The sequence below is a fragment of the Bacillus vallismortis genome (genome assembly GCF_004116955.1).
Taxonomy (GTDB): domain Bacteria; phylum Bacillota; class Bacilli; order Bacillales; family Bacillaceae; genus Bacillus; species Bacillus vallismortis.
On record NZ_CP026362.1, the window covers coordinates 3,801,775 to 3,826,661 of the forward strand.

Genomic DNA, 24,887 nt, shown 5'->3' on the forward strand with positions numbered 1-24,887 from the left:
TACAGATCCTTACATAAGAGAGGAGACCATATGAAATCGCTGCTGGCTATTTATCCCGGTTCAATTGTGTCTGAGGAGCTTTGCGTACAGGAAGGCTATTTATGTTTTTTTGATGAGAACAGCCAGAGATATATTTCCATTCCGAAAACAGAAATCAGCGAAAAAGAGATATTGCTGCTTCAGTCATTTTTGACGCCTGCGGATGAGATCAATCAAATGTCTTTGAAGTCGCCGGAAGAAAACAAGTGGTTCCAGTTTCTTTTTTCGAGAGGGGAAGTGCCGGCGAATATCAAGAAGCGGACGAGATTTGTTCATTTTCATTTGATCGGCAAAATAGAGCGGACGTCATTTGCGGAAGCGGTTCGCCATTTTTGGCCGGTGCCTTTTGTGATTGTGTGGATGCATGAGGACAGAGGCGTGATTGTCGAGCAGGAAAGTGAAGCGGCGGCGGGGAAGGATGAACTGGAATCGCTTGCTAAGGTTCTTGAGAGTGATTTCTACTTCAGTGTCCGTTTTTACACTGGGAGATTTTATGAAACAGATGAGAGCCTTCGTACACATTACACCCGCGAACAGACGTATTTTCTCTTTGCTGAAAAACGGCTGCCACAGATGCAGAGTATGACCTTTGAGGTCATTTTTCCCATTTTATTATTGGGGACAGAAAAAGAAAAGCTGAAAACGCAGCTCTCAGAAGAAGCTGAGCTTTTATTTGAAAATGAGCCTGAGTTGAGAAAGACCATCAAGCTCTTTATTGAAAACAACTCAAATGTGACGTTAACAGCGAAACAGCTGCATCTGCACCGCAACAGCCTGCAATATCGAATTGATAGATTTATTGAGCGGTCGGGGATAGACATTAAAACATATAAAGGCGCGCTAGTCGCTTATTTTATCTGCCTGCAGAGCGAAGGTTCAGAATAAATTGGAAATCTGCACGAAAAATGGTTGCTGATTTTATGAACCCTGCCCATTTCAACGATATGGAAATGCTGTTACACTCGAATTAAGAAAGCGTTTACAAAAACAAGGGGGATATAAGATGGCTGAATTGCGGATGGAGCACATTTTTAAATATTATGATCAGAAGGAAGCGGCTGTTGATGACTTTAACCTTCACATTGCCGATAAGGAATTTATCGTATTCGTCGGCCCGTCCGGCTGCGGAAAATCAACGACGCTGCGGATGGTGGCAGGACTTGAGGAAATTTCAAAAGGCGACTTTTATATTGAAGGAAAACGTGTAAATGATGTAGCGCCAAAGGACAGGGATATCGCGATGGTCTTTCAAAACTACGCGCTCTATCCGCATATGACGGTCTATGATAACATCGCATTCGGGCTGAAGCTTCGGAAAATGCCCAAGCCTGAAATCAAAAAAAGGGTAGAGGAAGCCGCTAAAATTCTAGGGCTGGAGGAATATTTGCACCGTAAGCCGAAAGCGCTCTCAGGCGGACAGAGACAGCGGGTCGCGCTAGGCCGTGCGATCGTGCGAGATGCAAAGGTGTTCCTGATGGATGAGCCTTTGTCAAACCTTGACGCGAAGCTGAGGGTGCAAATGCGGGCGGAAATCATCAAGCTCCACCAGAGACTGCAAACCACAACGATTTACGTGACGCATGACCAGACAGAAGCGCTGACGATGGCGACACGGATCGTGGTCATGAAAGACGGAAAAATCCAGCAGATCGGGACGCCGAAGGATGTATACGAATTCCCTGAAAATGTGTTTGTCGGCGGTTTTATCGGATCACCGGCAATGAACTTTTTCAAAGGAAAGCTGACGGAGGGCGTCATCAAAATCGGTTCTGCTGCATTAACCGTCCCGGAAGGAAAAATGAAGGTGCTGCGTGAAAAGGGCTACATCGGGAAAGAGGTTATCTTCGGCATCCGTCCAGAGGATATTCATGATGAATTGGTTGTCGTGGAGTCATATAAGAATTCCTCAATTAAAGCGAAAATCAATGTCGCAGAGCTGCTTGGTTCTGAAATCATGATTTATTCGCAGATTGATCATCAAGATTTTATTGCGCGGATCGACGCCCGTCTTGATATTCAATCTGGGGATGAGCTGACGGTTGCGTTTGATATGAATAAAGGCCACTTCTTTGACAGTGAGACAGAAGTGAGAATTCGATAGATTCAGAAAACCGGACATGGAGACATGTCCGGTTTTTTCTTTCTCTAAGGTTTACAGAAAAAACCGCAGCGGGTAGTGGTTGGTAAGAAAGGGGAGATAGAAATGTGGCATGCGGCAATGTGGGGCGGGATCTCAGGCTCTGCTGTTTTGCTGGGCGCGCTGGCGTCCATGTTTTTTTCGATTCGCAAACAGATCATCGGTTATATTATGGCTTTTGGCACAGGCGTATTAATTGGCGCGGCGGCTTACGAACTTCTCGGGGATGCAGTGGCTGAAGGCGGAATTGTATCGACAGGCGCCGGATTTATTGCGGGAGCGGTCGTTTTTACGATTTTTGATTACGCGGTTTCTAAAAGAGGCGCGTCACATAGAAAACGATCGGGACAAGCAGCTGCCAGCGGCGGAGGAATCGCCATTTTTATCGGAACCGTCATGGACGCTGTACCCGAATCGATTATGATTGGCGCCAGTCTTCTTGAGGAACAATCGGTCAGCCTCCTTTTGGTGATCGCTATATTTATCAGCAATATACCTGAAGGGCTGTCCAGTACAGCAGGCATGAAAAGCAGCGGGTATACGAGAAAGAAAATTTTGCTGCTTTGGGGCGCGGTGCTCATGATTTCAATTCTCGCTTCATGGTCAGGGTATTTCTTTCTCGACGGCGCTTCTGAAGAAGTAATGTCAGCAATCGCGGCGTTTGCAGGCGGGGGGATCATTGCGATGATTGCGTCGACGATGATGCCCGAGGCGTACGAAGACAGCGGTCCGATGACAGGGTTAATCGCGGCTCTTGGGCTGTTAACCTCGCTGGTTTTGAATCAGTTTTCTTAAATGTGAGCCGGTCATGCTTCCATGTCCGGTTTTTTAAGCTTGAAAATCCCAGAAAAAAACCGATGAAAAAGGAGGAAGAAATAGACAGAAAGCAGGAGAACAATGAAACGATTGATGGTAAGCATATTTCTTTTGGGGAGCTGCTTGGCTCTGGCGGCTTGCGCTGATCAAGAGGCGAACGCGGAGCAGGAGATGCCGAAAGCGGAACAACAGAAACCGGAAGAAAAAACAGTACATGTTCAGAAACAAGAAGAAGATACATCCACATGGATCAAAACAGAGAAACCAGCAAAGCTGCCGATTTTGATGTACCACAGCATTTCCTCTGGAAACAGCCTCCGTGTCCCAAAGGAAGAATTCGAAGCGCATATGAAGTGGCTGCACGATAACGGCTATCAGACAGTAACGCCAAAAGAGGCATATCTTATGCTGACGCAGGATAAAAAACCGAGTGAGAAATGCGTATTGATCACGTTTGATGACGGATACACCGACAATTACGAGGACGCGTATCCGGTGCTGAAAAAGTACGGGATGAAGGCGACGATTTTTATGATCGGAAAATCGATCGGACATCAACATCATCTGACAGAGGACCAAATGAAAGAAATGGCGCAGAACGGCGTATCAATTGAAAGCCATACAATTGACCACCTTGAACTGAACGGGTTATCGCCTGAACAGCAGTACAGTGAGATGGCTGATTCGAAAAAGCTGTTTGACAACATGTTTCATCAGGAAACCTCCATGATCAGCTATCCGGTAGGGCGCTACAATGAGGAGACGCTGAAGGCAGCCGAAGAAACGGGCTATCAAATGGGTGTGACGACAGAACCGGGCGCGGCATCGAGAGACCAGGGAATGTACGCCCTCCACCGAGTGCGCGTATCTCCGGGCATGTCAGGCGCGTCATTTGGCGCGTACATTGAATCGATGAAATAAAAAAAGGCGGCGCTTAAACGCCGCCGTCTCCTCCACCGCCACATCCGGAATCGCTGAAGCCTCCGTCATTGCCGCATCCATTATGGTGCGAGCCATGATCTGAATAACCGAAAAAACCACTGTCCGCCTGTTGGCGGCTTTTGTTTTCCGAGGGCTGCGGCTGTATGACTGAAAGAAAAACGATAATAGCTATAATCAATAAGATGATCACAATCACTTCTCAACACTCCCTTTTTTCACCATATCTGTTATACGGATGAAATGGAGATCGGTTTCACTTCAAAGAGATCGATTCTTTCAGCCGGTCTCTGAGCCAGCGCTTCAGCACCCCGTGCCCTTTATTTGACAATAATGTGCTGACACGCCAATACATGGGGGGATGTGGTGCGAACTGAAAATCAATGAACCTGAAAAGCCAGCTTTTATCGCGGGTGAGAGAGTCGATCTGAAGCTCGTCTTCATCTGCCTCAGCGCTGTAGGCGCTTTGTTTCTGTATATCCTCATCCTGCCGAATCGCCAAGATCCTCAAGGCTTCGGCCATTTGGCTGTACCCGCCTTCCAGCAGTGATGCGCCAAGGTTGTCGGCGCGCACCTCCATCCATTGTGAACAAAAGGATTGATACAGCTGAAACAGAAGGATGATTGCCATAATGAAAGCCCAAAGCGCGATTTTGTAAGCCTCGGGGTGGACGACATGCCGCTGAAATAAGAGGATGATGCCAACGACGGCTCCAAGATATAGAAAACGCAAAAGCTGTGACGACAGAACATCACGTTTTTTAATATGAATCGCTTCATGGGCCAGAACCCCTTCGATGACACGCTGCGGAAGTGTTAGTGTGGCGTTTGTCAGAATGACCATTGACCTTCCGACATTCATGCCGACTGCCATTCCGTTGTAATCATCACTCTCCGTTTCGTATATGCGGACATGAGGAATGCCGGCCTTGCGGAAAATCTTGTCGGCCGCTGCCTGTACATGCGGATGATGACAAGGCCTGGCGTCCATTGCCGCCCGCAAAACACGGTCTGACAGATACATGTTGAATACCCAGTACAGCATCACAGCGCCGCCCATGATCCAAGGGGAGGCATGTAATGCGTATAACGCGAGCACCAATAAGGCGTAAGCTGATACGCCTTTTACGCTGGCGGCAAAATAAAGCTTCCCAAGCAGCCGCTTCACATTTTTTCTATGATAAAACGGCAAAACAGAAATCACAGTGTCCTCGTTGTTTTCTGAATCTGTGTATTCCCGTAGAATCGCTTTCCACCTTTGCGGTTCCTTCACCGTCAAAAACACCGTTTCACCGGGAAGAGACAGCTTCATGACCTGCTGAAAGCTTGTGGTCAGATCCAAACGGGATGAATACATCGTCAGAAGCGGGTGAAGCTTTAAGAGGTCAGCCGTTGATTCAAGCTGAATGTCTTTCAAATCAGTAAGCGGGTATGTACGGGTTTCATAACGAGAGCTAATGTGCAACTTTTCTAAGGACGCCGAATACAAAACGTTTACACTGAAGACATTCCATATTCGTTTCACCAGTGCCCCTCCGCCGGAAATCACGCCCAAAAGGATCACATATTTGAGGGGGCTCGAGTCGGGCCCATAGATGAAAAAAATAATGGCGCCCGCAAACACTGCGGCGGTCAGGGTGACGTCTGATAGGAGGCGTGTTTTGTTTCTGGAAAGCTCGATTTCCTGCCAGTCTCCCGTTGGTGTTTCCGCGCGCTTTGAGACAGTGAGATCCATGGCGGTCCAGTAACAGTAAAACATGGTCGCGATCGAGACAATGCCGTCCATGAATGATTGATGAGAGAAGGTATACACAGCAACACAAACCCAAAGAACGATATCGATCCAGAAGTCTATGACCGGAATGAGTTTTGCTGCCAGGGCTGATATCAAATAAAGTCCCAGCCCGAGAATCATATAGAGAAATAGATGTGTTCCCATAGGCATGCCAGAGTCCTTTCTATCTAGTATTTCCAACTATTACTATAGCATGGCGCGGGAACTTGAAAAAACAGGAATATGCTAAAAAGCAAGCTCTTTCGTTTGACGAAGAACTTGCTTGCGGTGCATCAATAAAACTGGTGAAGCAGCAATAGGGTTAAGGATACTGTAATCGCTCCCCCGATTCGGGTAGATACCTGGGCGAATGGCATGAGTTCAAGCCTTTCGGCGGCGCTTAAAATGGCGACGTCCCCGGTGCCGCCTTGTCCTGAGTGGCACGCATTGATAATGGCGGTCTCAATTGGATACATGTTCAGCCATTTTCCAGTGAAAAAGCCGACGGCCATCATGGTCACAACGACAGACAGAATGGTTATGATATTGCTGAGGTTAAAAGCGGCGACAAGCTTGTCCCACGGCGTCATGGACACCCCGATCGCAAAGAGCAGCGGGTAGGTCACAGCTGTTGAAAAGAAGCGGGACACCCCAAACGCGCCATTTTCAATTGAGGCGGGCGCCAATCTGAACAGTTTAATCAGAACAGCCAGTAACAGCATGGCAACCGGTGCCGGAAATCCAAAAAAGTCGTGAGCGAGCATGCCGACTAAGTATAAAGAAACAGCAAGAATACCGCCTGACGCAAATAAGGAGAGGTTGAACATTTGCTGTCCGCTTTGCGATTCCTCCAGCGCAGGGTGCTCTTCCTCGGATTGGTCCACTTTGCCGTTGCCTGTCCATTCCGGTCTTTTTTTTCCGATTCTGTTCAGCAGCCCCGAAAGAATGATCGCGCACAGGCTGCCCAACATGATAGACGGCAGAACAAGTGCAAACGCTTCCCCTTGAGACATGGGCATGATGTCGGAATACCCGATGGACAGCGGGATAGCGCCTTCACCGACACCCCCGGCCATGATCGGAATGACGATGTACAGCAATGTGTGCTGAAATCCGAGCCCGAGTAATGTGCCGACAGCCAGTCCGACAATAGCGGCCGCGACAGAACCAACAATAAGCGGAATAAAGATTTTCATAAATGCTTTTACGAGTGTTTCTCTTTTCATGCCGAGGATGCTTCCGACGACAATCCCGGCGATAAATAAGTAAAGGAAGTTTGAGTTTTCTGTAAATTCTGTGGTGGATTTGACGATATCATTTGGCAGCAGGTGATAGTAGACGACAGCGGACGGAATAAACGTAGCTAGGATGGCCGGACCGCCGATAGAACGAACAATCGGTATCGATTTGCCGATTTGGGCAAAAGTAAACCCGAAAAATGCCATGACGGCAATGGATGTCAAGATGTCACTTTTTACATCGTGATGCATCACAAAAACAGTGATTAATATAAACAACAAGGCATACACAGGAAGCGGTATGATGCCTACTTTTATATTCATGGCTCTCGCAAACCAATTCTCTTTTCGAACCCCTTCTTGAATTGTATCCGTTTGCAATTGCAGTTGTGTTTGAAGCTCTCCCATTGAAAAACCTCCCCTATTCTTGATGCAGTGAAATAGTTCACTACAATAAATATACTAAAAAATTGAAATTATTAATATATTAAAATTTTACTATTATACCTTTCGGGTTCTCCCGCTCCAAAGGAAAAGAGGCATTCTGACTAAAAATGGTCCATGACGGAGTGCTGAGAAACGAGTGCGGGTGCCGGATAAGCATTTTATTCGCAAGCAGCGGAGTGTTGATGTACGATGATAAAGGGTCATTTATCCTAGCAGCCGTCAAAAAACATCAACAAAATAGACAACAATCCGTCACATAATGTGGGACTTTTTAGGTATTTTAGGCTTTATTTTTGAAATAAATCGTTGTAAAGTACTTAATATGAACCAGTAAGAGAATGTGTCATTAGATCAATCTGGCAATCTGGCATCAGATTGGTTCATCTTTTGACATGTTTGTGAAATATTGAACAAATATTTTTTTCGTCTACTTTGTGAATTGGTGATCAAAGTCTTGGTTTAATTTGTGAAGTAGTGAGCAAGTAGCACAAGTTTTTAACCGGAAAAGGAGGAGAAAGCATGAGTGAATTGGTTTTAGCCCGCATTCAATTTGCATCAACAACGTTGTTTCACTTCTTGTTTGTGCCGTTGTCTATCGGGCTTGTATTTATGGTTGCGTTGATGGAGACTCTTTATCTTGTGAAAAAAAATGAGCTGTACCTCAAAATGGCAAAGTTTTGGGGACACTTATTCTTAATAAATTTCGCAGTCGGTGTTGTAACGGGGATTTTGCAAGAATTCCAGTTTGGCATGAACTGGTCTGATTATTCCCGTTTTGTCGGAGACGTATTTGGCGCTCCGCTTGCAATTGAAGCATTATTGGCGTTTTTCATGGAATCTATCTTTATCGGATTATGGATTTTCGGATGGGACCGCCTGCCGAAAAAAATACACGTTCTCTGTATTTGGCTCGTTTCATTTGGAACGATTATGTCGTCTTTCTGGATTTTAACCGCCAATTCCTTTATGCAGGAGCCGGTCGGCTTTACGATCAAAAACGGCCGCGCGGAAATGAACGACTTTGCCGCACTGATCACAAACCCTCAGCTTTGGGTTGAGTTTCCGCACGTCATTTTCGGTGCGCTTGCCACCGGGGCTTTCTTTATCGCCGGTGTGAGTGCTTTTAAACTATTGAAGAAAAAAGAAGTGCCGTTTTTCAAGCATTCTTTTAAACTCGCAATGATCGTCGGCCTTTGCGCAGGTCTTGGCGTCGCACTTAGCGGCCACGCGCAGGCTGAGCACTTGATGGAATCTCAGCCGATGAAAATGGCTGCCAGTGAAGGCCTTTGGGAAGACAGCGGTGACCCTGCTGCTTGGACAGCTTTTGCCATGATCGATACAAAAAATGAAAAAAGCTCAAATGAAATCAAAGTTCCTTATGCATTGAGCTACCTGGCGTATCAAAAATTCAGCGGAAGCGTCAAAGGGATGAAAACACTTCAGGCTGAGTACGAAAAAATCTACGGAAAAGGCGACTATATTCCGCCTGTTAAAACGACATTCTGGAGCTTCCGCATCATGGTTGGCGCAGGTGTTGTCATGATTCTTACCACGTTAGGCGGCCTTTGGCTAAACCGCCGCAAAAAACTTGAAACCAGCAAATGGTACTTGCGATTGATGATCGCCTTGATTTCCTTCCCGTTTATCGCCAACTCCGCGGGCTGGATTATGACAGAAATCGGGCGTCAGCCGTGGACGGTCATGGGCTTGATGACAACCGCTCAATCCGTGTCGCCTAACGTAACAGCGGGCTCCCTGTTATTCTCAATCATCGCATTCGGTGTGATGTACTTGATTCTGGGCGCACTGCTTGTCTTCTTATTCGTCCGTGAAATTAAAAAAGGCGCGGAGCATGGTGATCATCATGATGTTCCTGTATCAACAGACCCATTTAGTCAGGAGGTATACCATGTCTCTTCATGATCTTTGGTTTATACTCGTTGCTGTATTGTTTGTAGGTTTCTTCTTTTTGGAAGGCTTTGATTTCGGAGTCGGCATGGCGACCCGTTTTCTTGGCCATAATGAATTAGAACGCAGAGTGCTGATCAACACGATCGGGCCGTTTTGGGACGCGAATGAAGTATGGCTATTGACTGGTGCAGGCGCCATTTTCGCGGCGTTTCCGAACTGGTATGCAACGATGCTGAGCGGTTATTACATTCCGTTTGTCATTGTGCTTCTAGCGTTAATGGGCCGCGGGGTCGCGTTTGAGTTCCGCGGCAAGGTGGAGCATGGAAAATGGGTGAAGGTTTGGGACTGGGTCGTTTTCTTCGGCAGTCTGATTCCTCCGTTTGTGCTCGGTGTATTGTTCGCGACATTATTCCGCGGGATGCCGATTGATGCCGATATGAACATTCACGCGCATGTATCCGATTATATCAATGTGTACTCTGTACTTGGCGGTGTGACTGTAACACTTCTTTGCTTTCTGCATGGATTAATGTTTATCACACTGCGTACGATCGGTGATTTGCAAAAACGCGCCCGGAACATGGCGCAAAAGATAATGGGTGTTGTTTTTATAGCGGTTCTTGCCTTTGCGGCTCTTTCTGCCTATCAGACAGACATGTTTACACGCCGCGGCGAGATTACCATTCCGCTCGTTGTTTTGATTGTCATCTGCTTTATGCTGGCGGCTGTCTTTATCCGTAAGAAAAAAGACGGCTGGACATTTGGGATGACTGGCGCGGGGCTGGGGCTGACGGTAGGGATGATCTTTATTTCATTATTCCCTCGGGTCATGGTCAGCTCGCTTCAAAGCGCGTACGATTTAACAGTAGCTAACGCTTCTTCCGGTGATTATTCGCTTAAAGTCATGTCAATTACGGCGTTAACGCTATTGCCGTTTGTCATCGGCAGCCAGATCTGGAGCTATTATGTCTTCCGGAAGCGCGTCAGCCATAAGGAGCCTATGACTTATTAATGGGAAAAGACCTGTTTCGATATAAAGGAATGAAGCGGATTCTCACCGTGATTACTTGTTTAACGCTAATTCAGACAGCCGCCATTATCATGCAGGCAGAGTGGCTGAGTGAAGCCGTAACCGGGCTGTTCAATGGGAAGAGCGTGGCCTCCCTGTTTCCGGTGATCGGCTTTTTCCTCATCGCTTTTGTCGCCCGGCACGGGGTCGCGGTGGCGCGCCAGAAAATCGTCTATCAATATGCTGCCCGGACAGGAGCAGATGTGAGAAAGAGTTTTCTTGATCAGCTGTTCCGGTTAGGTCCCCGTTTTGCAAAGAAAGAGGGGACGGGGCAAATGGTGACGCTGGCGATGGAAGGCATCAGCCAGTTCCGCCGTTACCTTGAGCTGTTTCTGCCGAAAATGGTCAGCATGGCGATTGTGCCTGCGGCTGTTGTCATTTATGTGTTTTTTCAGGATCGCACATCAGCCCTTATTTTGGTTGCGGCGATGCCGATTCTCATTATATTTATGATTCTCCTCGGCCTTGTCGCGCAGAGAAAAGCGGATCGCCAGTGGAAATCCTATCAGAGGCTTTCCAATCATTTCGTTGATTCTCTTCGCGGGCTGGAGACATTGCGTTTTTTAGGTTTGAGCACCTCGCACAGCAAAAACATTTTCTACGTGAGTGAGCGGTATCGCAAAGCAACGATGAGCACGCTTCGGGTGGCATTTTTATCTTCATTCGCGCTCGATTTTTTCGCCATGCTGTCGGTGGCAACAGTTGCCGTGTTTCTGGGCCTGCGCCTGATTGACGGCGATATTTTGCTTGGTCCGGCTTTAACGGCGCTTATTCTCGCACCTGAGTATTTTCTGCCGGTGCGGGAAGTGGGGAATGATTATCATGCGACGGTGAACGGACAGGAAGCAGGAAAAACCATTCAAGAAATTTTGTCGCAGCCTGGTTTTAAAAAAGAGGCGCCGCTTCAGCTTGAGGCTTGGTCCGATCAGGATGAGCTGAAGCTGTCAGGCGTGTCAGTCGGCAGGTCAGTGTCCGATATTGATCTGTCATTCAAAGGCAAGGAAAAAATCGGCATCATTGGCGCAAGCGGTGCGGGAAAATCTACTTTAATTGATATCCTCGGCGGGTTTTTGGAGCCAAATGGCGGTACGATAGAAGTCAACGGTTCAGAACGGTCCCATTTGCAGGACGGCAGCTGGCAGAAAAACCTTCTTTATATTCCGCAGCATCCGTACATTTTTGATGATACACTGGCGAACAACATTCGCTTCTATCATCCAAGCGCTTCAGATGAGGATGCGGCCCGCGCAGCTGCCGCGGCGGGACTGGCAGAGCTGGTGGACAAACTTCCAGACGGACTAGAGGGATGGATCGGGGAAGGCGGCCGGGCGCTCAGCGGCGGCCAGGCTCAGCGTGTCGCCCTAGCCCGCGCCTTTTTGGGAAACCGCCCGATCCTGCTGCTGGATGAGCCAACCGCCCATCTTGATATCGAAACAGAATATGAAATCAAAGAAACGATGCTGGATTTATTTGAGGATAAGCTCGTCTTTCTCGCGACTCACCGCCTTCACTGGATGCTCGATATGGATGAAATAATCGTGCTGGACGGAGGCAGGATTGCGGAAATCGGGACTCACGATGAATTGCTGAAGAAAAACGGTGTGTACGCCAAACTCGTGGAGGCACAACTGGGGGAAAGAGGGGAAAGAGCATGAAGAAAGAAGAATGGATTCTGCCATATATCAAGCAAAATGCCCGTCTGTTCGTTCTGGTTATCCTTTTGGGCGCGGTGACAATTTTTTCTGCTGCTTTTCTCATGTTCACCTCAGGGTTTTTGATCTCAAAGGCGGCGACAAGACCGGAAAACATCCTGCTCATTTATGTGCCGATTGTCGCTGTCCGCACCTTTGGGATTGCACGGTCTGTGTCACGATATGTGGAACGCCTCGTCGGGCATCATATCATTTTGAAAATCGTGTCCGACATGCGTGTCCGCCTGTACAACATGCTTGAACCGGGTGCTTTGATGCTGCGTTCCCGTTTTCGCACGGGGGATATGCTCGGCATTTTGTCTGAGGACATTGAACATTTGCAGGATGCCTTCTTAAAAACGATTTTTCCTGCGATCTCAGCCTTGCTCCTGTACGCTGTTTCAGTGATTGCACTCGGGTTCTTTTCTTGGCCGTTTGCCGTATTGCTTGGGCTTTACTTGTTTGTTCTCGTTGTGCTGTTTCCAGTTGTGTCTTTGCTCGTGACAAGAGCGAAGAATGCAAAGCTGAAAAGCGGGAGGAACGTGCTGTACAGCCGACTGACAGATGCCGTGATGGGTGTCAGCGACTGGATGTTCAGCGGCCGCCTGCATGAGTTTGTTGACTCCTATGAAAAAGAAGAACTTGCTTGGTTTGAGCTTGAACGGAACAAACACCGCTTTATAAGATGGCGGGACTTTGCCGCACAATGCCTTGTCGCCGGCCTTATTTTGCTGATGCTGTTTTGGACGGCTGGGCAGCATGCGGACGGCGAACTCGCCAACACGATGATCGCAGCTTTTGTGCTTGTGGTGTTCCCGCTGACAGAAGCCTTTTTGCCGCTGTCCGATGCCTTGGGAGAAGTGCCCGGCTATCAGGATTCCATCAGACGCATGAACAAGGTGGCCCCTCAGCCGGAGGCGTCACAAACAGAAACTGCGGCTGAAACACTCGATCTCCAAGATGTCACACTGTCCTTTCGTGATGTGGCGTTTTCGTATGACAACACCAGCCACGTGCTGCACGACTTTTCTTTTACACTGCGCCAAGGAGAAAAAATGGCGCTGCTCGGCCGAAGCGGGTCTGGGAAATCAACGTCGCTCGCATTAATCGAGGGCGCCTTGAAGCCGGATTCAGGATCTGTAACGTTAAACGGAGTGAAGACTGTGTTGGTAAAGGATCAAATTGCCGATGCGGTAGCTGTGTTAAACCAAAAACCGCACCTCTTTGATACAAGCATTCTAAACAACATCAGGCTTGGAAATGGAGACGCAAGCGACGAGGATGTGCGCCGCGCCGCAAAGCAGGTAAAGCTCCATGATTATATTGAGTCACTCCCTGACGGATATCATACCTCTGTTCAGGAAACCGGCATCCGCTTTTCCGGAGGGGAGCGCCAGCGGATTGCGCTCGCCCGCATTTTGCTTCAGGATACGCCGATCATTATTCTCGATGAGCCGACAGTCGGCCTTGATCCTATTACAGAGCGTGAACTAATGGATACGGTGTTTGACGTGCTGAAAGGAAAAACAATCTTATGGATTACGCACCACCTCGCCGGAGTGGAAGCGGCCGATAAAATCGTGTTTCTTGAAAACGGAAAAACAGAAATGGAAGGAACACACGAAGAACTGCTGGCGGCAAACGAACGGTATCGCCGCCTGTACCATCTTGATGTTCCTGTAAAATAGAAGGCAGCCCTAAGGCTGTCTTTTTTGTTTGAAATAGAAAAGGTGCAGGAAAAATAGGAAGAGAATGCAGAGGAGGGATAGAGATGAAGATTCCAATTTGGACGGAGGAGCATGTGAGGGCCTCGCTTCCTGAAAGAGAGGCGGAGAGCCATAAAGGCACGTACGGTACCGCATTGCTTCTGGCGGGAAGCGACGATATGCCGGGCGCAACGCTTCTGGCGGGGCTTGGGGCTATGCGGAGCGGTCTCGGAAAGCTTGTCATCGGCACGTCGGAAAACGTGATCCCGCTGATCGTTCCTGTTCTGCCCGAGGCGACCTATTGGCGTAATGGCTGGGAAAAAGCGGCGGACGCTCAGCTTGAAGAGACGTACCGGGCCATTGCCATCGGTCCGGGTCTTCCGCAAACCGAAAGCGTGCAGCAGGCAGTTGATCATGTGCTTGCGGCGGATTGCCCTGTTATTTTGGATGCCGGAGCGCTGGCCAAGCGCACGTATCCGAAACGGAAGGCGCCCACCATCCTCACGCCGCACCCGGGCGAGTTTTCCCGCATGACAGGGGTGCCTGTAAAAGAGCTGCAAAACAAAAGAGCCGAATATGCAAAGGAATGGGCGGCTCAGCTGCAGGCTGTCATTGTGTTAAAAGGAAATCAAACCATGATCGCGTTTCCCGATGGCGACTGCTGGTGCAACCAAACTGGAAACGGGGCGCTCGCCAAGGGCGGCACCGGTGACACGCTGACAGGCATGATATTGGGCATGCTCTGCTGTCATGAAAACCCGAAACATGCGATATTAAACGCGGTCTATTTGCACGGTGCGTGCGCCGAGCTCTGGACCGACGAGCACTCCGCCCATACCCTGCTCGCTCACGAGCTTTCGGATGTATTGCCTCGCGTGTGGAAACGGTTTGAATAAGAATAGCAGTAACATAAAAAGCTGTCTTCACAAGGAAGACAGCTTTTCTTGATAACCGGCTTGTTTTTTCAGACGCGGTTTCATCAATACATAATATAGAACAGAAGGCACGACCAAGCCGACAATCCATGCGATGTCTCCGCCGCCAAACATTTTGGCCAGCGGCCCGATGTAAAAGGATGTATTGATAAACGGGATCTCTAGCAAGATGGAAAGAACAAACGCCATCGTCGTGATCCAATTGACCTTTCCATATGGCCCGTTTACATCGAACATGGCTTTGACTTGATAGTTTCCATGGCGGACGAAGTAGTAATCGACTAAATTGATTGCCGTCCATGGAATTAAGAAATAACTGATGAAAAAGATAAAATTCAAAAACAGCTCCATAAAATTACTTTGTCCGAGCAGGCTTAAGACTGTACCGACAAGCGTGACACCGAGGATCATGATGATTCTGACGTTGGGCGTGACTTTTAACTTCAGAAACGGCTCAAGCGTTGTGGTTGTGGACATGAAAGCCCCATACAGGTTAAAGACATTGATCGCCATTTGCCCGAATAACACAATGATCAGCATAATGAACGAGAAAGGGCCGAACAGTTGGACAATCTGGCTCCCTGAGTTTGTTGTAAAGTCAGGCAGTGCCGTCGTCAGTAAAGCGCCGAGCAGCATCATCCAGATGGAGCTGACAGATGTGCCTGCGTAGCTGTACCAAAATGTTTGAGAAGCCGGTGTTTGAACTGGCAGATATCGTGAATAATCGGCAACATACGGCGCGTATGCCAGCTGCCACGTCGCGACTGCGCTGACCGCAACTAAGAAAACAGGCAGATCAACCGCCCCGGGAATCCAGCTGCCTGCCGGGATCGGCAATTGAAAAATAAGAATCGTTGCAGCAAAAAATACAGCAAAAGAGGTCCAAGACAGGATTTTTTGCATTTTGTGAATCAAATCATGGCCGAAAATGGTGAGTAAAAAACATACGGCGCTTAAGCCTATAATGCTCCATGATCCCGGGATGGGAACAAAGCTGCTTAAGGTTCCGGCCGCCAGAATCGTGCTGCTTGCGAAGAAACCAAGGTAGATAAACATGACTAAGAAGAGGGGAAGAATCGCTCCGATGACGCCGAATTGGGCACGGCTTTGAATCATTTGCGGGATGCCAAGCTGAGGGCCTTGCGCGGAATGAGACGCCATAAATATGGCACCGAGTAAGGTTCCGCAAATAATAGCGGCAACACTCCAAAACAGATTAAGTCCCATTGCAACGGGAATCGTGCCAGTCACTAACGTGGTGATATGCATATTAGCCCCGAACCATACGGGAAATAAATCTTTCGCTTTACCATGTCTTTCTTCATTTGGAATATGTTCAATCGTTCGCCTTTCTACTTTCAATGCATCGTCCTCCATATTGGATGTTATTTTAAAATCGACATAAAGACATAGCTTAACAGACTATGAGGGGGTTTACAAATGAGGATATGCGGCCAATCGGCCGGGAAGCCTATCTGTCCATAGCTGAATAGAGTTGTAAAAAAAATGAACGGCTTTGAATCCGGTGTCGTCTCATAAGGCAGAAAAACAAAAAAGGGGGGATCGCGGCCATTGGATACACATGAAGAACAGAAGCTGATTCAGCAGGCGAAAGAGGGGAACGACGAGGCGTTTACAGCCCTATTCCACTATCATTATTCTTTTTTATATAAATACTTGTTGAAGCTTTCCCTTCACCCTGATCTCAGTGAGGAACTTGTTCAGGAAACCTTTCTAAAAGGGTACATTCATTTAAAGAGCTTCCAAGGCCGTTCCAAATTCTCCACGTGGCTGATCTCTATTGCGTCGAGGCTCTACCTCGATCACCAGAAAAAGAGAAAGAGAGAATGGAAACGGAATCAGGCGGTTACAGAGGAAACAATACGCAAAATAAAGTGGGACATGTCAATGAAAGGATCTGAGTGGAGCGAGACGCTTGATCTCTTTTCCCGGCTTGACCCGAAGCTGCGCACGCCCGTTTTATTAAGGCACTATTACAGCTATACCTACGCCGAAATCGGGCTGATGCTGCAAATCAAGGAAGGCACGGTTAAGTCTAGGGTTCATAAAGGGCTCCAGCAAATCAGAAAGGAGTGGACTGATGAATAAAGAAAAGCGATCTGTTCAGTTAAAATCGGAATTGCAGAAAATCGACCAATGCGCCAACCCGAATATACCGAGTCAAAAAGAGTTGCTTGATCAATTGGCACAAATGAAAGCCGAACGAAGAAAAAGCCTGCTAAAAGAAGTGATGTTATTTATGTTCTGTGCGCTGGCGATGGTAAGCGCGGCGATGCTGGCATTTCATCAAGTTCCCGTTGTTTTTGTCGTGCTTCAGGTCTGTGCGCTGGCTGTCCTGCCGGTTTTGATTGCGGCCGAGAAAAAACGATACCTCGGCGAACGTGAGGTGAAGCGCTGATGTCCCAAACAGAAATGATCGTAGCGGTGGCTGCTTGTCTCATCCTTTTGGCACAGGGAATCTTTTTATTCATTGATGCGAAAAAACGGGATCGTCTGGCATGGGTCTGGGGAATTGTCGGGTTAATTCAAGCGCCGATGCCTCTGATTTGCTATTACTTTTTTGTGATTAGGCCAGACCGGAAGAAAAGGGGGATAAAGAAATGAATATTTCTTGGGAAATGATTTTGCCGCTGATTGGATTGCAGGTTGTACTGGCTGTATTCGCTCTTATTTGCTGTATAAAGGAAGAGCGGACAAACGGGCCAAAGTGGATATGGGCAGCGGTCATTGTGTGTATCAATATCATCGGGCCGATTTTATTTTTTACCGTCGGCAGAAAGCAAAGGTGAGCGGGCATGCTGTCTATCGAGTCATTATGCAAATCGTATCGGCACCATCCAGCTGTAAAGAATGTCAGTTTTCATGTGAATAAAAACGAATGTGTCGCACTATTAGGCCCTAATGGTGCAGGTAAAACCACAACGCTCCACATGCTGGCCGGGCTGCTTTCACCAACCTCCGGCACCATAAAACTGTTAGGGGAGAAAAAGCCGGATCGGCGTTTGATCGGATACCTTCCGCAGTACCCAGCCTTTTATTCGTGGATGACCGCAAACGAATGTTTAACCTTTGCCGGGAGACTGTCCGGCCTCACGAAGAAAAAATGCCGAGAGGAAGTCGGCGGGATGCTTGAATTTGTCGGCTTGCAGGAATCGGCACACAAAAGAATCGGCGGTTATTCAGGCGGCATGAAGCAAAGACTCGGTCTGGCACAGGCGCTGCTCCATCAACCGAAGCTTTTGATACTGGATGAACCGGTGTCCGCTCTAGATCCGGCAGGGCGGTTCGAGGTGCTGGATATGATGCGGGAGCTGAAGAAGCACATGGCTGTCCTGTTTTCCACACACGTTTTGCACGATGCGGAGCAGGTGTGTGATCAGGTGGTCATCATGAAAAGCGGGGAGGTTTCTTGGAAAGGCGAGTTACAACAGTTGAAAAAACTGCATCAAACGAACGTTTTCACCCTTTCAGTGAAAGAGAATTTGAAGGGCTGGCTTGAAGATAAGCCTTACGTATCAGCTATTGTCTATATCAACCCGTCCCAAGCTGTTTTCGAGCTGCCTGGTATACACGCTGGGCGGGCATTGTTGAGTGATTGTATCCGGGCGGGATTGACCGTCACCCATTTCGAGCAGAAAACGGAGTCTCTTGAAGACGTCTATCTACAGGTGGTGCACGCATGAAGGTGTTGATGACGCTATTTCAAAAAGAATGGCTCGAGGGGTGGAAAAGCGGCAAGCTGATTTGGCTGCCGATCGCGATGATGGTCGTGGGGCTGACACAGCCGCTGACCATATATTATATGCCGGAAATCATCGCACACGGGGGAAACCTTCCCGACGGCATGAAAATCAGTTTTTCAATGCCTTCCGGGCCTGAAGTAATGGTCAGCACGCTTTCTCAATTCAATACGCTTGGCATGGCTCTGGTCATCTTCAGCGTCATGGGCAGCGTGGCGAATGAAAGAAGTCAAGGCGTTACGTCGCTGATCATGTCGCGGCCTGTTTCGGCAGTACAGTATATCTTGAGCAAATGGCTTATCCAAAGCGTGATAGGCATCGCGTCGTTTGCCGCTGGATACGGGCTTGCCTATTATTACGTCCGGCTGCTGTTTGAGGACCCATCCTTCAGCCGCTTTGCCGGAAGCCTTGGCCTTTATGCTCTTTGGATCATGTTTATGGTGACTGCCGGCCTTGCCGGAAGCACGATGTTTCGGTCTCTCGGAGCAGCCGCGGCTTCCGGAATCGGGCTTACAGCTGCCGTTTCCTTTGCGGCTTCGCTATTTCCCGAAGATGCGAAGTGGCTTCCGGCTGCGCTTTGCAAGCAGGCGGAGCATATCCTTCTTCATGGAGAGCGGGCGGATTTCTTCGGATGGTCGCTTACATGTTCCTCTTTGTGCATCGTGCTTCTGGCCATGTTTTCAGTGTGGCGCTTCCGGCGGTATGAAAGCTATTAATTGCTCATGCCACGCTTTTGCGCAAACATCACAAGAAAGGCGGCAAATGCCAGCGCCCCGGCTCCATAAAAAACTCCCGCAAGCCCGAAAAGCTGTGCGATTTTTCCGGCAAGAAGGGGCCCGAGGAAGATGCCTAGCGCATAAAATGATTGATAAAATCCCATGGCCGACATTTTTAAACGGGCCGAACTGATATCGACGACTCGGCTGAGCAGCAGAGGAAACACGAAACCGAGCGCCAGCCCGATGCAGGCATGCGTGATGCAAATCGTGAACAACGTAGCTGAAAACGGAACGAATAGCAAACAGGCTCCGGTCACAGCAAAACTTGAGAGCAGCACGGAGTAAGCGGTTCGGCTTGTCATGCGCAGAAATACAACGCTTAATGTGGCGGCTGCATGAGGGAGGAAAAAGGCGCTCATCACCCAAAGCAGCTCCGCGTCACCCATTCCGAGCTGATGAATGTAAAGCGGTGTAAAACCAAACACGGTCATAAATAACACCGCGTGGGCGGTCATAGACAGGATGGTGAAAAGCTTGAGCTTCGGCAGCCGCAATGTGTCTTTGATGGATTGCGGCACACGGATTGTGTCGCGATTCGCTGGAGCAGCCGAAGGGTCTTTAATAAAGCAGCAGATCACCAAGCCGATGGCCGAGGCCGCCAGCGCCATCCAAAACGGAACCTGCCTGCCTAAGCGGGCTGCCGCAAGCCCGCAGAACACAATGCTGGCGAACTGAGGCATGACAGTGAAAAACTGCATCATGCCCATTGCTTTTGAGGCGTTTTCGCTGTTGAAATACTGCGCGTATAAAATGGTCGCCATGACCCACATAGAGGCGGTGATTCCCGCAAACAACCGTGCGGCCAGCACGAAGAAGAAAGAATCAAACAGCAGAAAAAGCAGGCTGCTGAGGACGGAAAAACCAAACCCGCAGATTAACAATTGCTTGCGTATAGAAAACAGGATGTCTGACAGCAAACCGAGCGGAAATCGAAGAAGGATTTGCGTCACCCCGTAGCTGCCGAGAATGATGCCGATGGCGCCGTATGAAAAGTGCAGGTCCTCCAAATACAGGCTGAAAACAGGCACGTAAATATAGCCTGAAAACCATAAACAAAATACCATGCATAAAAAAACGGCGTGATCTAAAGCGCCGATTGTTTTTTTCTGAGACATCATGTCCTGCTGTAATTCCATCTTTCCTCTCCACCCTTTTCTTCCAGTACAACACAAATGCTGAAGGCGTTTCAATACAAAAATAAAAAACAGGACTGCAAATAAGTCCTGTTCATAACTTCTTCCCGCTATTTATGCTATCTTGTGGAACTGCTGCTTGTTTAGGCTGATACTCTGACGTATAAATGGCAAGAAGGATTAATATTGCACCAAGCCATTCAAAACCCTTTATCATTTCGTTTAATAACATAAACGCGAATAGAGTGGCAAAAATAGGTTCTGTTAATTCATAAAATTGAACTTGATTCGCTTTAAGGTAATTTAATGCTTTTGTTGTGCAGTAGAAACCTCCAATTGTCGGCAAAAGCGCAAGTGCTATGAGCGATGGATACGCATGAGCCTGAGGCAACACAAATCCTTCTGCAACAAACGGGAAAAAAAGATAGATGCTTCCGAAAAGTGTAAAATACCATACTAAAGCAAGCCCACTCTTTAAATCGAACTTTTTAGTGGCTACTAAAAACAAGCCATAGCCCATACCAGCAATGATTGCCAACAAGGTACCGATTGAAAAATGAAAATTCATTGTTCCTTCGCCCATATGCATGAAAAGCAACCCGGCAATTAGTAAAATTAATCCAACCATTTGGAACATATTTTTTTTCTCACGCAGGAAGACTGCCCCGCAAAGAAATGTAGTAAGCGCTGAGGTTCCCAATAATATAAAGACGACGATCGAAACTTGATCGTATTGATAAGCAGCTGTTTCAAAATAATAGAGAATAAATATGCCTAAGAAAGAGCAAATAATTAATTGTTTACTCCTACCCCTGAGTTCTCTTATTTCTTTTTGTATTCCTTTATGAAACAAAGCTGCAATTGAAATGAATAGAAAAGCAAATAAACATTTATAAAATGAGATGGCGGCGGAAGTTAGATTTGACATGAATAGATTTTTGCTGATGATTCCAACACTTCCGTTCAGTAAAGCTGCTAAAAGAGCCAAAGTCGCTCCTATTACATAATGATTTTTCATCCTGCCACCTTTCCTGAAATCGGTAGTTTTTGATTCTTAATAAGATCTTTTATTAACGGCGGATTTGAATTGGAAGAGAAAAACACTCCGCCCATATAGCTGTTTAATGTTTTATAATTTTCATCTTTCATCATGATGAGATGGGCTTTTTTTATGTTCCAATAGGGAATGCTGGCTTGAAGGTGATGGGTTAAATGATAGGCTTCTCCATGAATGCTTAAAAAAAAGGCTTCCAGCCAATGGCTATAACGATTGCGGGTCATTTTTAAGCTTTCATTATTTCGATAAACTAATGGATAATGCTCGGCCAATTCAATAAACCAACCAATTGCCATAAATGAAGTAAAGAAGGGAACCACCCAGAATAATAGAAAATAATGAAACACGCCAAAATAAATGATAACTGCTAAAATGATAAGCCAGTAAACAGACATATAAAAATATTGTCTAGGGTGTTTTTTAAATTGAAGCATTCTATTTTTAAATACATAATAAGAATAACTTATAACATTTAATAAAAATAGGGGCTTAAGTATATATTTGTATAAAAAATGCTTATGGCTATTTAACTTGTATAAACCTATATCGAGATGGTATTGATAGTCGGGGTCCTTATCGGGATTGCCTAAATGGGTGTGATGGCCCTTGACGTGTGAATCTTTATAAATATTGAATTCTTGTCCAATTAAATAACCGGAGAGATATGTACCTAAGAAATAATTAAGTTTTTTGTTTTTTGCTAAGCATAGATGTGATGCATCATGAAGAATTGTGGCTAGTGCTCTTTGCCTCGACCCAATTAACAAAACTGATAAAGGGTAGAATAAATAATTAAGCTGGCATAAATAGATGGCAACAGCAATAACTAGAAAATCATAAACAATACCTGCCAGCCCGCGATAATTATTTGATTTGTACAAGGGCCTTAATTCAGTTGTGATTTCTTTTGAGAAACGGTAATGAAGATAATCCACGTCTGCACTCCTTTTTTGAGAATATTTACATGAACATATTAATCGCATATTTGTTAAAATTCAACATTATATTCAAAAAGTATACAAAAATTATACAAAAAGAGCTGCCTGATCGGCAGCCTTTTTGTATATTAATACGGATCAGACGGATGGCTCTCCTGTTCAGCCTGCATGGCAGCCTGCTCAGTCTCTGTTGTGCCGATCGGTCCGTTGCTATTGTTTTCTGAGACTTTTTTCAGCCCTTCCGCTACACGTTTTCCATAGTCGGGATCAGCTTTTGTAAAATTTTCAATCATCTGATCCTGAATTTCTTTTCGGCATGTGGAAAGGGTATTGACCAGATTCGTGATCAATTCGTTCCGTTCAAATTCAGAAAATCTCCGGTAGGTCTCTCCAGCCTGCCCGAAGTTGTTCGTTCTGTCGATCGCTTCACGCTTCACATCACCTTCGACATGCGGCGTATGATCTTTGCCATCCTGCTTCGCTTCCGTCAGCCCGCCCATAATGGATGGCTCATAGTTGACGTGCGGGTTTTGGCCTTCTGCTCTATCGGTCCGGTATAGCATTTGTCCGCCTTCCTGGTTGGTGGCGACATGCTTTTTCGGCGAGTTAATCGGAAGCTGCAGGTAATTTGCGCCTACACGGTAGCGCTGCGTATCAGAGTAGGAAAACGTCCGCCCCTGAAGTAATTTATCATCTGAGAAATCAAGCCCGTCAACAAGCACTCCCGTTCCGAATGATGCTTGTTCCACTTCCGCATGGTAGTTTTCAGGGTTTTTGTTCAGAACGAGTTTGCCGATCGGCTTCCATGGGAAATCGTCTTTATACCACAGCTTTGTCGGATCAAGCGGATCAAAGTCCAGTTCAGGATGCTCATCGTCGCTCATGATTTGGGCATAGACTTCCCATTCTGGATAATCGCCATTTTCAATCGCTTCATACAAATCCTGTGTTGCATGGTTAAAATTCTTCCCTTGAATCTCTTCCGCTTCCTTTTGTGTCAGGTTGCGGATGCCCTGCTTTGGCTCGAAATGATATTTCACGAGAACGGCCTTGCCCTCCTCATTCACCCATTTATAGGCGTGTACGCCCGAACCCTGCATTTGCCGGTAGTTGGCCGGAATGCCCCAAGGCGAAAATAAGAAAGTGATCATATGTGTCGCTTCAGGAGACTGAGAAATGAAATCGAAAATACGTTCACCATCTTGGATGTTGGTCACTGGATCAGGCTGAAATGCGTGTACAAGATCCGGGAATTTCAGCGGGTCACGGATAAAAAAGATTTTCAGGTTGTTCCCGACCAAATCCCAGTTTCCGTCTTCGGTATAAAGCTTAACGGCAAAACCGCGCGGGTCTCTCAATGTTTCAGGTGAGTGTTTGCCGTGATTCACCGTAGAAAAACGGACAAATGCCGGCGTTTGCTTGCCTTTTTCCTGAAAGAGCCGGGCCCTGGTGTACTTTGAGATCGGCTCGTCTCCAAAGGTTCCATAAGCTTCAAAATACCCGTGTGCACCCGCTCCTCTGGCGTGGACAACCCGCTCCGGAATGCGTTCCCTGTCAAAGTGGCTGATTTTTTCAAGAAAATCGTAGTTCTCAAGCGTCGTAGGCCCTCTGTTCCCGACCGTCCTCACATTTTGGTTGTCAGTGACAGGGTGCCCCTGCCTGTTCGTCAAAGTATCCTCTGACTCGTTTTTCCCGGATGTCTTATGAGAAAGCGCATCCTCGCTGCTTTGGGCATTTGTTCCGTGATGCTTGTTTTGATGATCATCTTTCATTGGTTGACCCTCCTTTTTTGAACGGTAACAATATTCCCTGAATGGAAAGATTTTAAAACAGCTGTTTTTTTTCAGCGGGTTCGGGAATGGTACAATGTACAAAAATCGGTAAAAGGAGAGGTCGCTTTGTGACGAGAGAAAGACATCCGCTGCCCATCACGTTTTACCAAAAAAACGCCCTTGAGCTTGCCCCGGCGCTTCTCGGCTGCCTTCTGGTCAAAGAAACAGACCAAGGCACAGCGTCAGGCTATATCGTGGAAACAGAAGCTTATATGGGGGCTGAAGACAGAGCGGCCCACAGCTTTAACAATCGCCGGACGAAGCGGACTGAAATTATGTTTGCGGATGCTGGGCGCGTGTATACATACGTCATGCATACCCATACGTTGCTGAATGTCGTCGCCGCAGAAGCAGATATCCCGCAAGCGGTATTAATCAGGGCGATTGAGCCCCATGAAGGCCAGCTGTTAATGGAAGAAAGGAGGCCGGGCCGTCGTCCGAGGGAATGGACAAACGGACCCGGAAAGCTGACCAAGGCGCTCGGCGTTACGATGAATGACTATGGACGCTGGATCACGGAACAGCCGCTTTACATCGAAAGCGGGTATACACCGGAGGACATTTCAACGGGCCCGCGCATCGGCATTGACAACAGTGGAGAGGCGCGGGATTATCCGTGGCGTTTCTGGGTGACGGGAAACAGGTACGTGTCGCGTTAGCATGTTTATGCAAAAGGCAATCAGGG

24 protein-coding genes are annotated in these 24,887 nt (G+C 47.4%); 16 read left to right on the forward strand and 8 right to left on the reverse strand.

Translation table 11 applies throughout. From position 1 onward, the window contains the following. Positions 1–30 precede the first annotated feature (30 nt). From BV11031_RS20115 to BV11031_RS20130, 4 genes are all read left to right on the forward strand, one after another. A complete protein-coding gene (locus BV11031_RS20115; RefSeq protein ID WP_129550964.1) occupies positions 31–924 on the forward strand; it encodes a PucR family transcriptional regulator in 894 nt (297 codons plus the stop codon). 118 nt (positions 925–1,042) lie between these two features. After that, a complete protein-coding gene (gene msmX / locus BV11031_RS20120; protein WP_129550965.1) occupies positions 1,043–2,140 on the forward strand; it encodes a maltodextrin ABC transporter ATP-binding protein MsmX in 1,098 nt (365 codons plus the stop codon). Between the two features lie 102 nt (positions 2,141–2,242). Next, positions 2,243–2,971, forward strand: coding sequence for a ZIP family metal transporter (locus BV11031_RS20125; protein WP_129550966.1), 729 nt, complete (start codon positions 2,243–2,245; stop codon positions 2,969–2,971). Positions 2,972–3,073: 102 nt separating this feature from the next. Further along, positions 3,074–3,913, forward strand: a complete 840-nt coding sequence (locus BV11031_RS20130; RefSeq protein WP_129550967.1) for a polysaccharide deacetylase family protein — start codon at positions 3,074–3,076, stop codon at positions 3,911–3,913. Between the two features lie 13 nt (positions 3,914–3,926). Here BV11031_RS20130 and BV11031_RS20135 read toward each other — a convergent pair whose 3' ends face one another. The 3 genes from BV11031_RS20135 to cimH form a co-directional block, all read right to left on the reverse strand. Then, positions 3,927–4,130, reverse strand: a complete 204-nt coding sequence (locus BV11031_RS20135; RefSeq protein WP_039075055.1) for a hypothetical protein — start codon at positions 4,128–4,130, stop codon at positions 3,927–3,929. Between the two features lie 57 nt (positions 4,131–4,187). Further along, on the reverse strand, positions 4,188–5,876 hold the full coding sequence (locus BV11031_RS20140) for a M56 family metallopeptidase (RefSeq protein WP_129550968.1): 1,689 nt from the start codon (positions 5,874–5,876) through the stop codon (positions 4,188–4,190). A 122-nt stretch (positions 5,877–5,998) separates the two neighbouring features. Next, a complete protein-coding gene (gene cimH, locus BV11031_RS20145; RefSeq protein ID WP_039075056.1) occupies positions 5,999–7,351 on the reverse strand; it encodes a citrate/malate transporter CimH in 1,353 nt (450 codons plus the stop codon). 558 nt (positions 7,352–7,909) lie between these two features. Between cimH and cydA the strand changes: the two genes are divergently transcribed. The 5 genes from cydA (at position 7,910) to BV11031_RS20170 (ending at position 14,663) form a co-directional block, all read left to right on the forward strand. Then, complete coding sequence (gene cydA, locus BV11031_RS20150) at positions 7,910–9,313, forward strand: cytochrome ubiquinol oxidase subunit I (protein WP_129550969.1); 1,404 nt, start codon at positions 7,910–7,912, stop codon at positions 9,311–9,313. Then, on the forward strand, positions 9,300–10,313 hold the full coding sequence (cydB, locus tag BV11031_RS20155; RefSeq protein ID WP_129550970.1) for a cytochrome d ubiquinol oxidase subunit II: 1,014 nt from the start codon (positions 9,300–9,302) through the stop codon (positions 10,311–10,313). Before cydA ends, cydB begins: the two co-directional genes overlap by 14 nt. Continuing rightward, the gene (gene cydD / locus BV11031_RS20160) at positions 10,313–12,025 is read left to right on the forward strand and encodes a thiol reductant ABC exporter subunit CydD (protein WP_129550971.1); all 1,713 of its coding nucleotides are present in this window, start codon (positions 10,313–10,315) and stop codon (positions 12,023–12,025) included. The genes cydB and cydD overlap by 1 nt, the downstream gene beginning before the upstream one ends. Beyond that, the gene (gene cydC, locus BV11031_RS20165; protein ID WP_129550972.1) at positions 12,022–13,749 is read left to right on the forward strand and encodes a thiol reductant ABC exporter subunit CydC; all 1,728 of its coding nucleotides are present in this window, start codon (positions 12,022–12,024) and stop codon (positions 13,747–13,749) included. The genes cydD and cydC overlap by 4 nt, the downstream gene beginning before the upstream one ends. Positions 13,750–13,832: 83 nt before the next feature. Next, positions 13,833–14,663 (forward strand): NAD(P)H-hydrate dehydratase, encoded by an 831-nt coding sequence (locus tag BV11031_RS20170; protein ID WP_129550973.1) that lies wholly within the window; start codon positions 13,833–13,835, stop codon positions 14,661–14,663. Positions 14,664–14,690: 27 nt separating this feature from the next. Here BV11031_RS20170 and BV11031_RS20175 read toward each other — a convergent pair whose 3' ends face one another. Beyond that, positions 14,691–16,064 (reverse strand): cytosine permease, encoded by a 1,374-nt coding sequence (locus tag BV11031_RS20175; RefSeq protein ID WP_129550974.1) that lies wholly within the window; start codon positions 16,062–16,064, stop codon positions 14,691–14,693. A gap of 210 nt (positions 16,065–16,274) precedes the next feature. Here BV11031_RS20175 and sigY point away from each other — a divergent pair, with 210 nt between their 5' ends. Genes sigY through BV11031_RS20205 form a run of 6 tightly spaced genes read left to right on the forward strand, consistent with a single transcriptional unit; the run spans position 16,275 to position 19,179 of the window. After that, entirely contained in the window at positions 16,275–16,811 is a 537-nt protein-coding gene (gene sigY, locus BV11031_RS20180; RefSeq protein WP_129550975.1) for an RNA polymerase sigma factor SigY, read from the forward strand. Continuing rightward, on the forward strand, positions 16,804–17,121 hold the full coding sequence (locus tag BV11031_RS20185) for a YxlC family protein (RefSeq protein WP_129550976.1): 318 nt from the start codon (positions 16,804–16,806) through the stop codon (positions 17,119–17,121). The genes sigY and BV11031_RS20185 overlap by 8 nt, the downstream gene beginning before the upstream one ends. Next, positions 17,121–17,327: a sigma Y negative regulator YxlD gene (gene yxlD / locus BV11031_RS20190; RefSeq protein WP_129550977.1), complete on the forward strand. Its 207-nt coding sequence runs from the start codon at positions 17,121–17,123 to the stop codon at positions 17,325–17,327. Before BV11031_RS20185 ends, yxlD begins: the two co-directional genes overlap by 1 nt. Beyond that, positions 17,324–17,512: a sigma Y negative regulator YxlE gene (gene yxlE, locus BV11031_RS20195; protein ID WP_121643596.1), complete on the forward strand. Its 189-nt coding sequence runs from the start codon at positions 17,324–17,326 to the stop codon at positions 17,510–17,512. The genes yxlD and yxlE overlap by 4 nt, the downstream gene beginning before the upstream one ends. Before the next feature lie 6 nt (positions 17,513–17,518). Next, positions 17,519–18,406, forward strand: coding sequence for an ABC transporter ATP-binding protein (locus BV11031_RS20200; protein ID WP_129550978.1), 888 nt, complete (start codon positions 17,519–17,521; stop codon positions 18,404–18,406). Then, on the forward strand, positions 18,403–19,179 hold the full coding sequence (locus BV11031_RS20205) for an ABC transporter permease (protein WP_129550979.1): 777 nt from the start codon (positions 18,403–18,405) through the stop codon (positions 19,177–19,179). Before BV11031_RS20200 ends, BV11031_RS20205 begins: the two co-directional genes overlap by 4 nt. Here BV11031_RS20205 and BV11031_RS20210 read toward each other — a convergent pair. From BV11031_RS20210 to katX, 4 genes are all read right to left on the reverse strand, one after another. After that, complete coding sequence (locus tag BV11031_RS20210; protein WP_129550980.1) at positions 19,176–20,378, reverse strand: MFS transporter; 1,203 nt, start codon at positions 20,376–20,378, stop codon at positions 19,176–19,178. The two genes, BV11031_RS20205 and BV11031_RS20210, sit on opposite strands and share 4 nt — an antisense overlap. A gap of 91 nt (positions 20,379–20,469) precedes the next feature. Further along, positions 20,470–21,393: a DMT family transporter gene (locus BV11031_RS20215; protein WP_129550981.1), complete on the reverse strand. Its 924-nt coding sequence runs from the start codon at positions 21,391–21,393 to the stop codon at positions 20,470–20,472. Continuing rightward, complete coding sequence (gntB, locus tag BV11031_RS20220) at positions 21,390–22,367, reverse strand: guanitoxin biosynthesis L-arginine gamma (S) hydroxylase (RefSeq protein ID WP_164998444.1); 978 nt, start codon at positions 22,365–22,367, stop codon at positions 21,390–21,392. The genes BV11031_RS20215 and gntB overlap by 4 nt, the downstream gene beginning before the upstream one ends. A gap of 131 nt (positions 22,368–22,498) precedes the next feature. Then, positions 22,499–24,142 carry a catalase KatX gene (gene katX, locus BV11031_RS20225; protein ID WP_129550983.1) on the reverse strand — a complete coding sequence of 548 codons (1,644 nt, stop codon included), beginning with the start codon at positions 24,140–24,142 and terminating at the stop codon, positions 22,499–22,501. A 128-nt stretch (positions 24,143–24,270) separates the two neighbouring features. Between katX and BV11031_RS20230 the strand changes: the two genes are divergently transcribed. Then, a complete protein-coding gene (locus tag BV11031_RS20230; protein WP_121643589.1) occupies positions 24,271–24,861 on the forward strand; it encodes a DNA-3-methyladenine glycosylase in 591 nt (196 codons plus the stop codon). Positions 24,862–24,887: the final 26 nt, after the last annotated feature.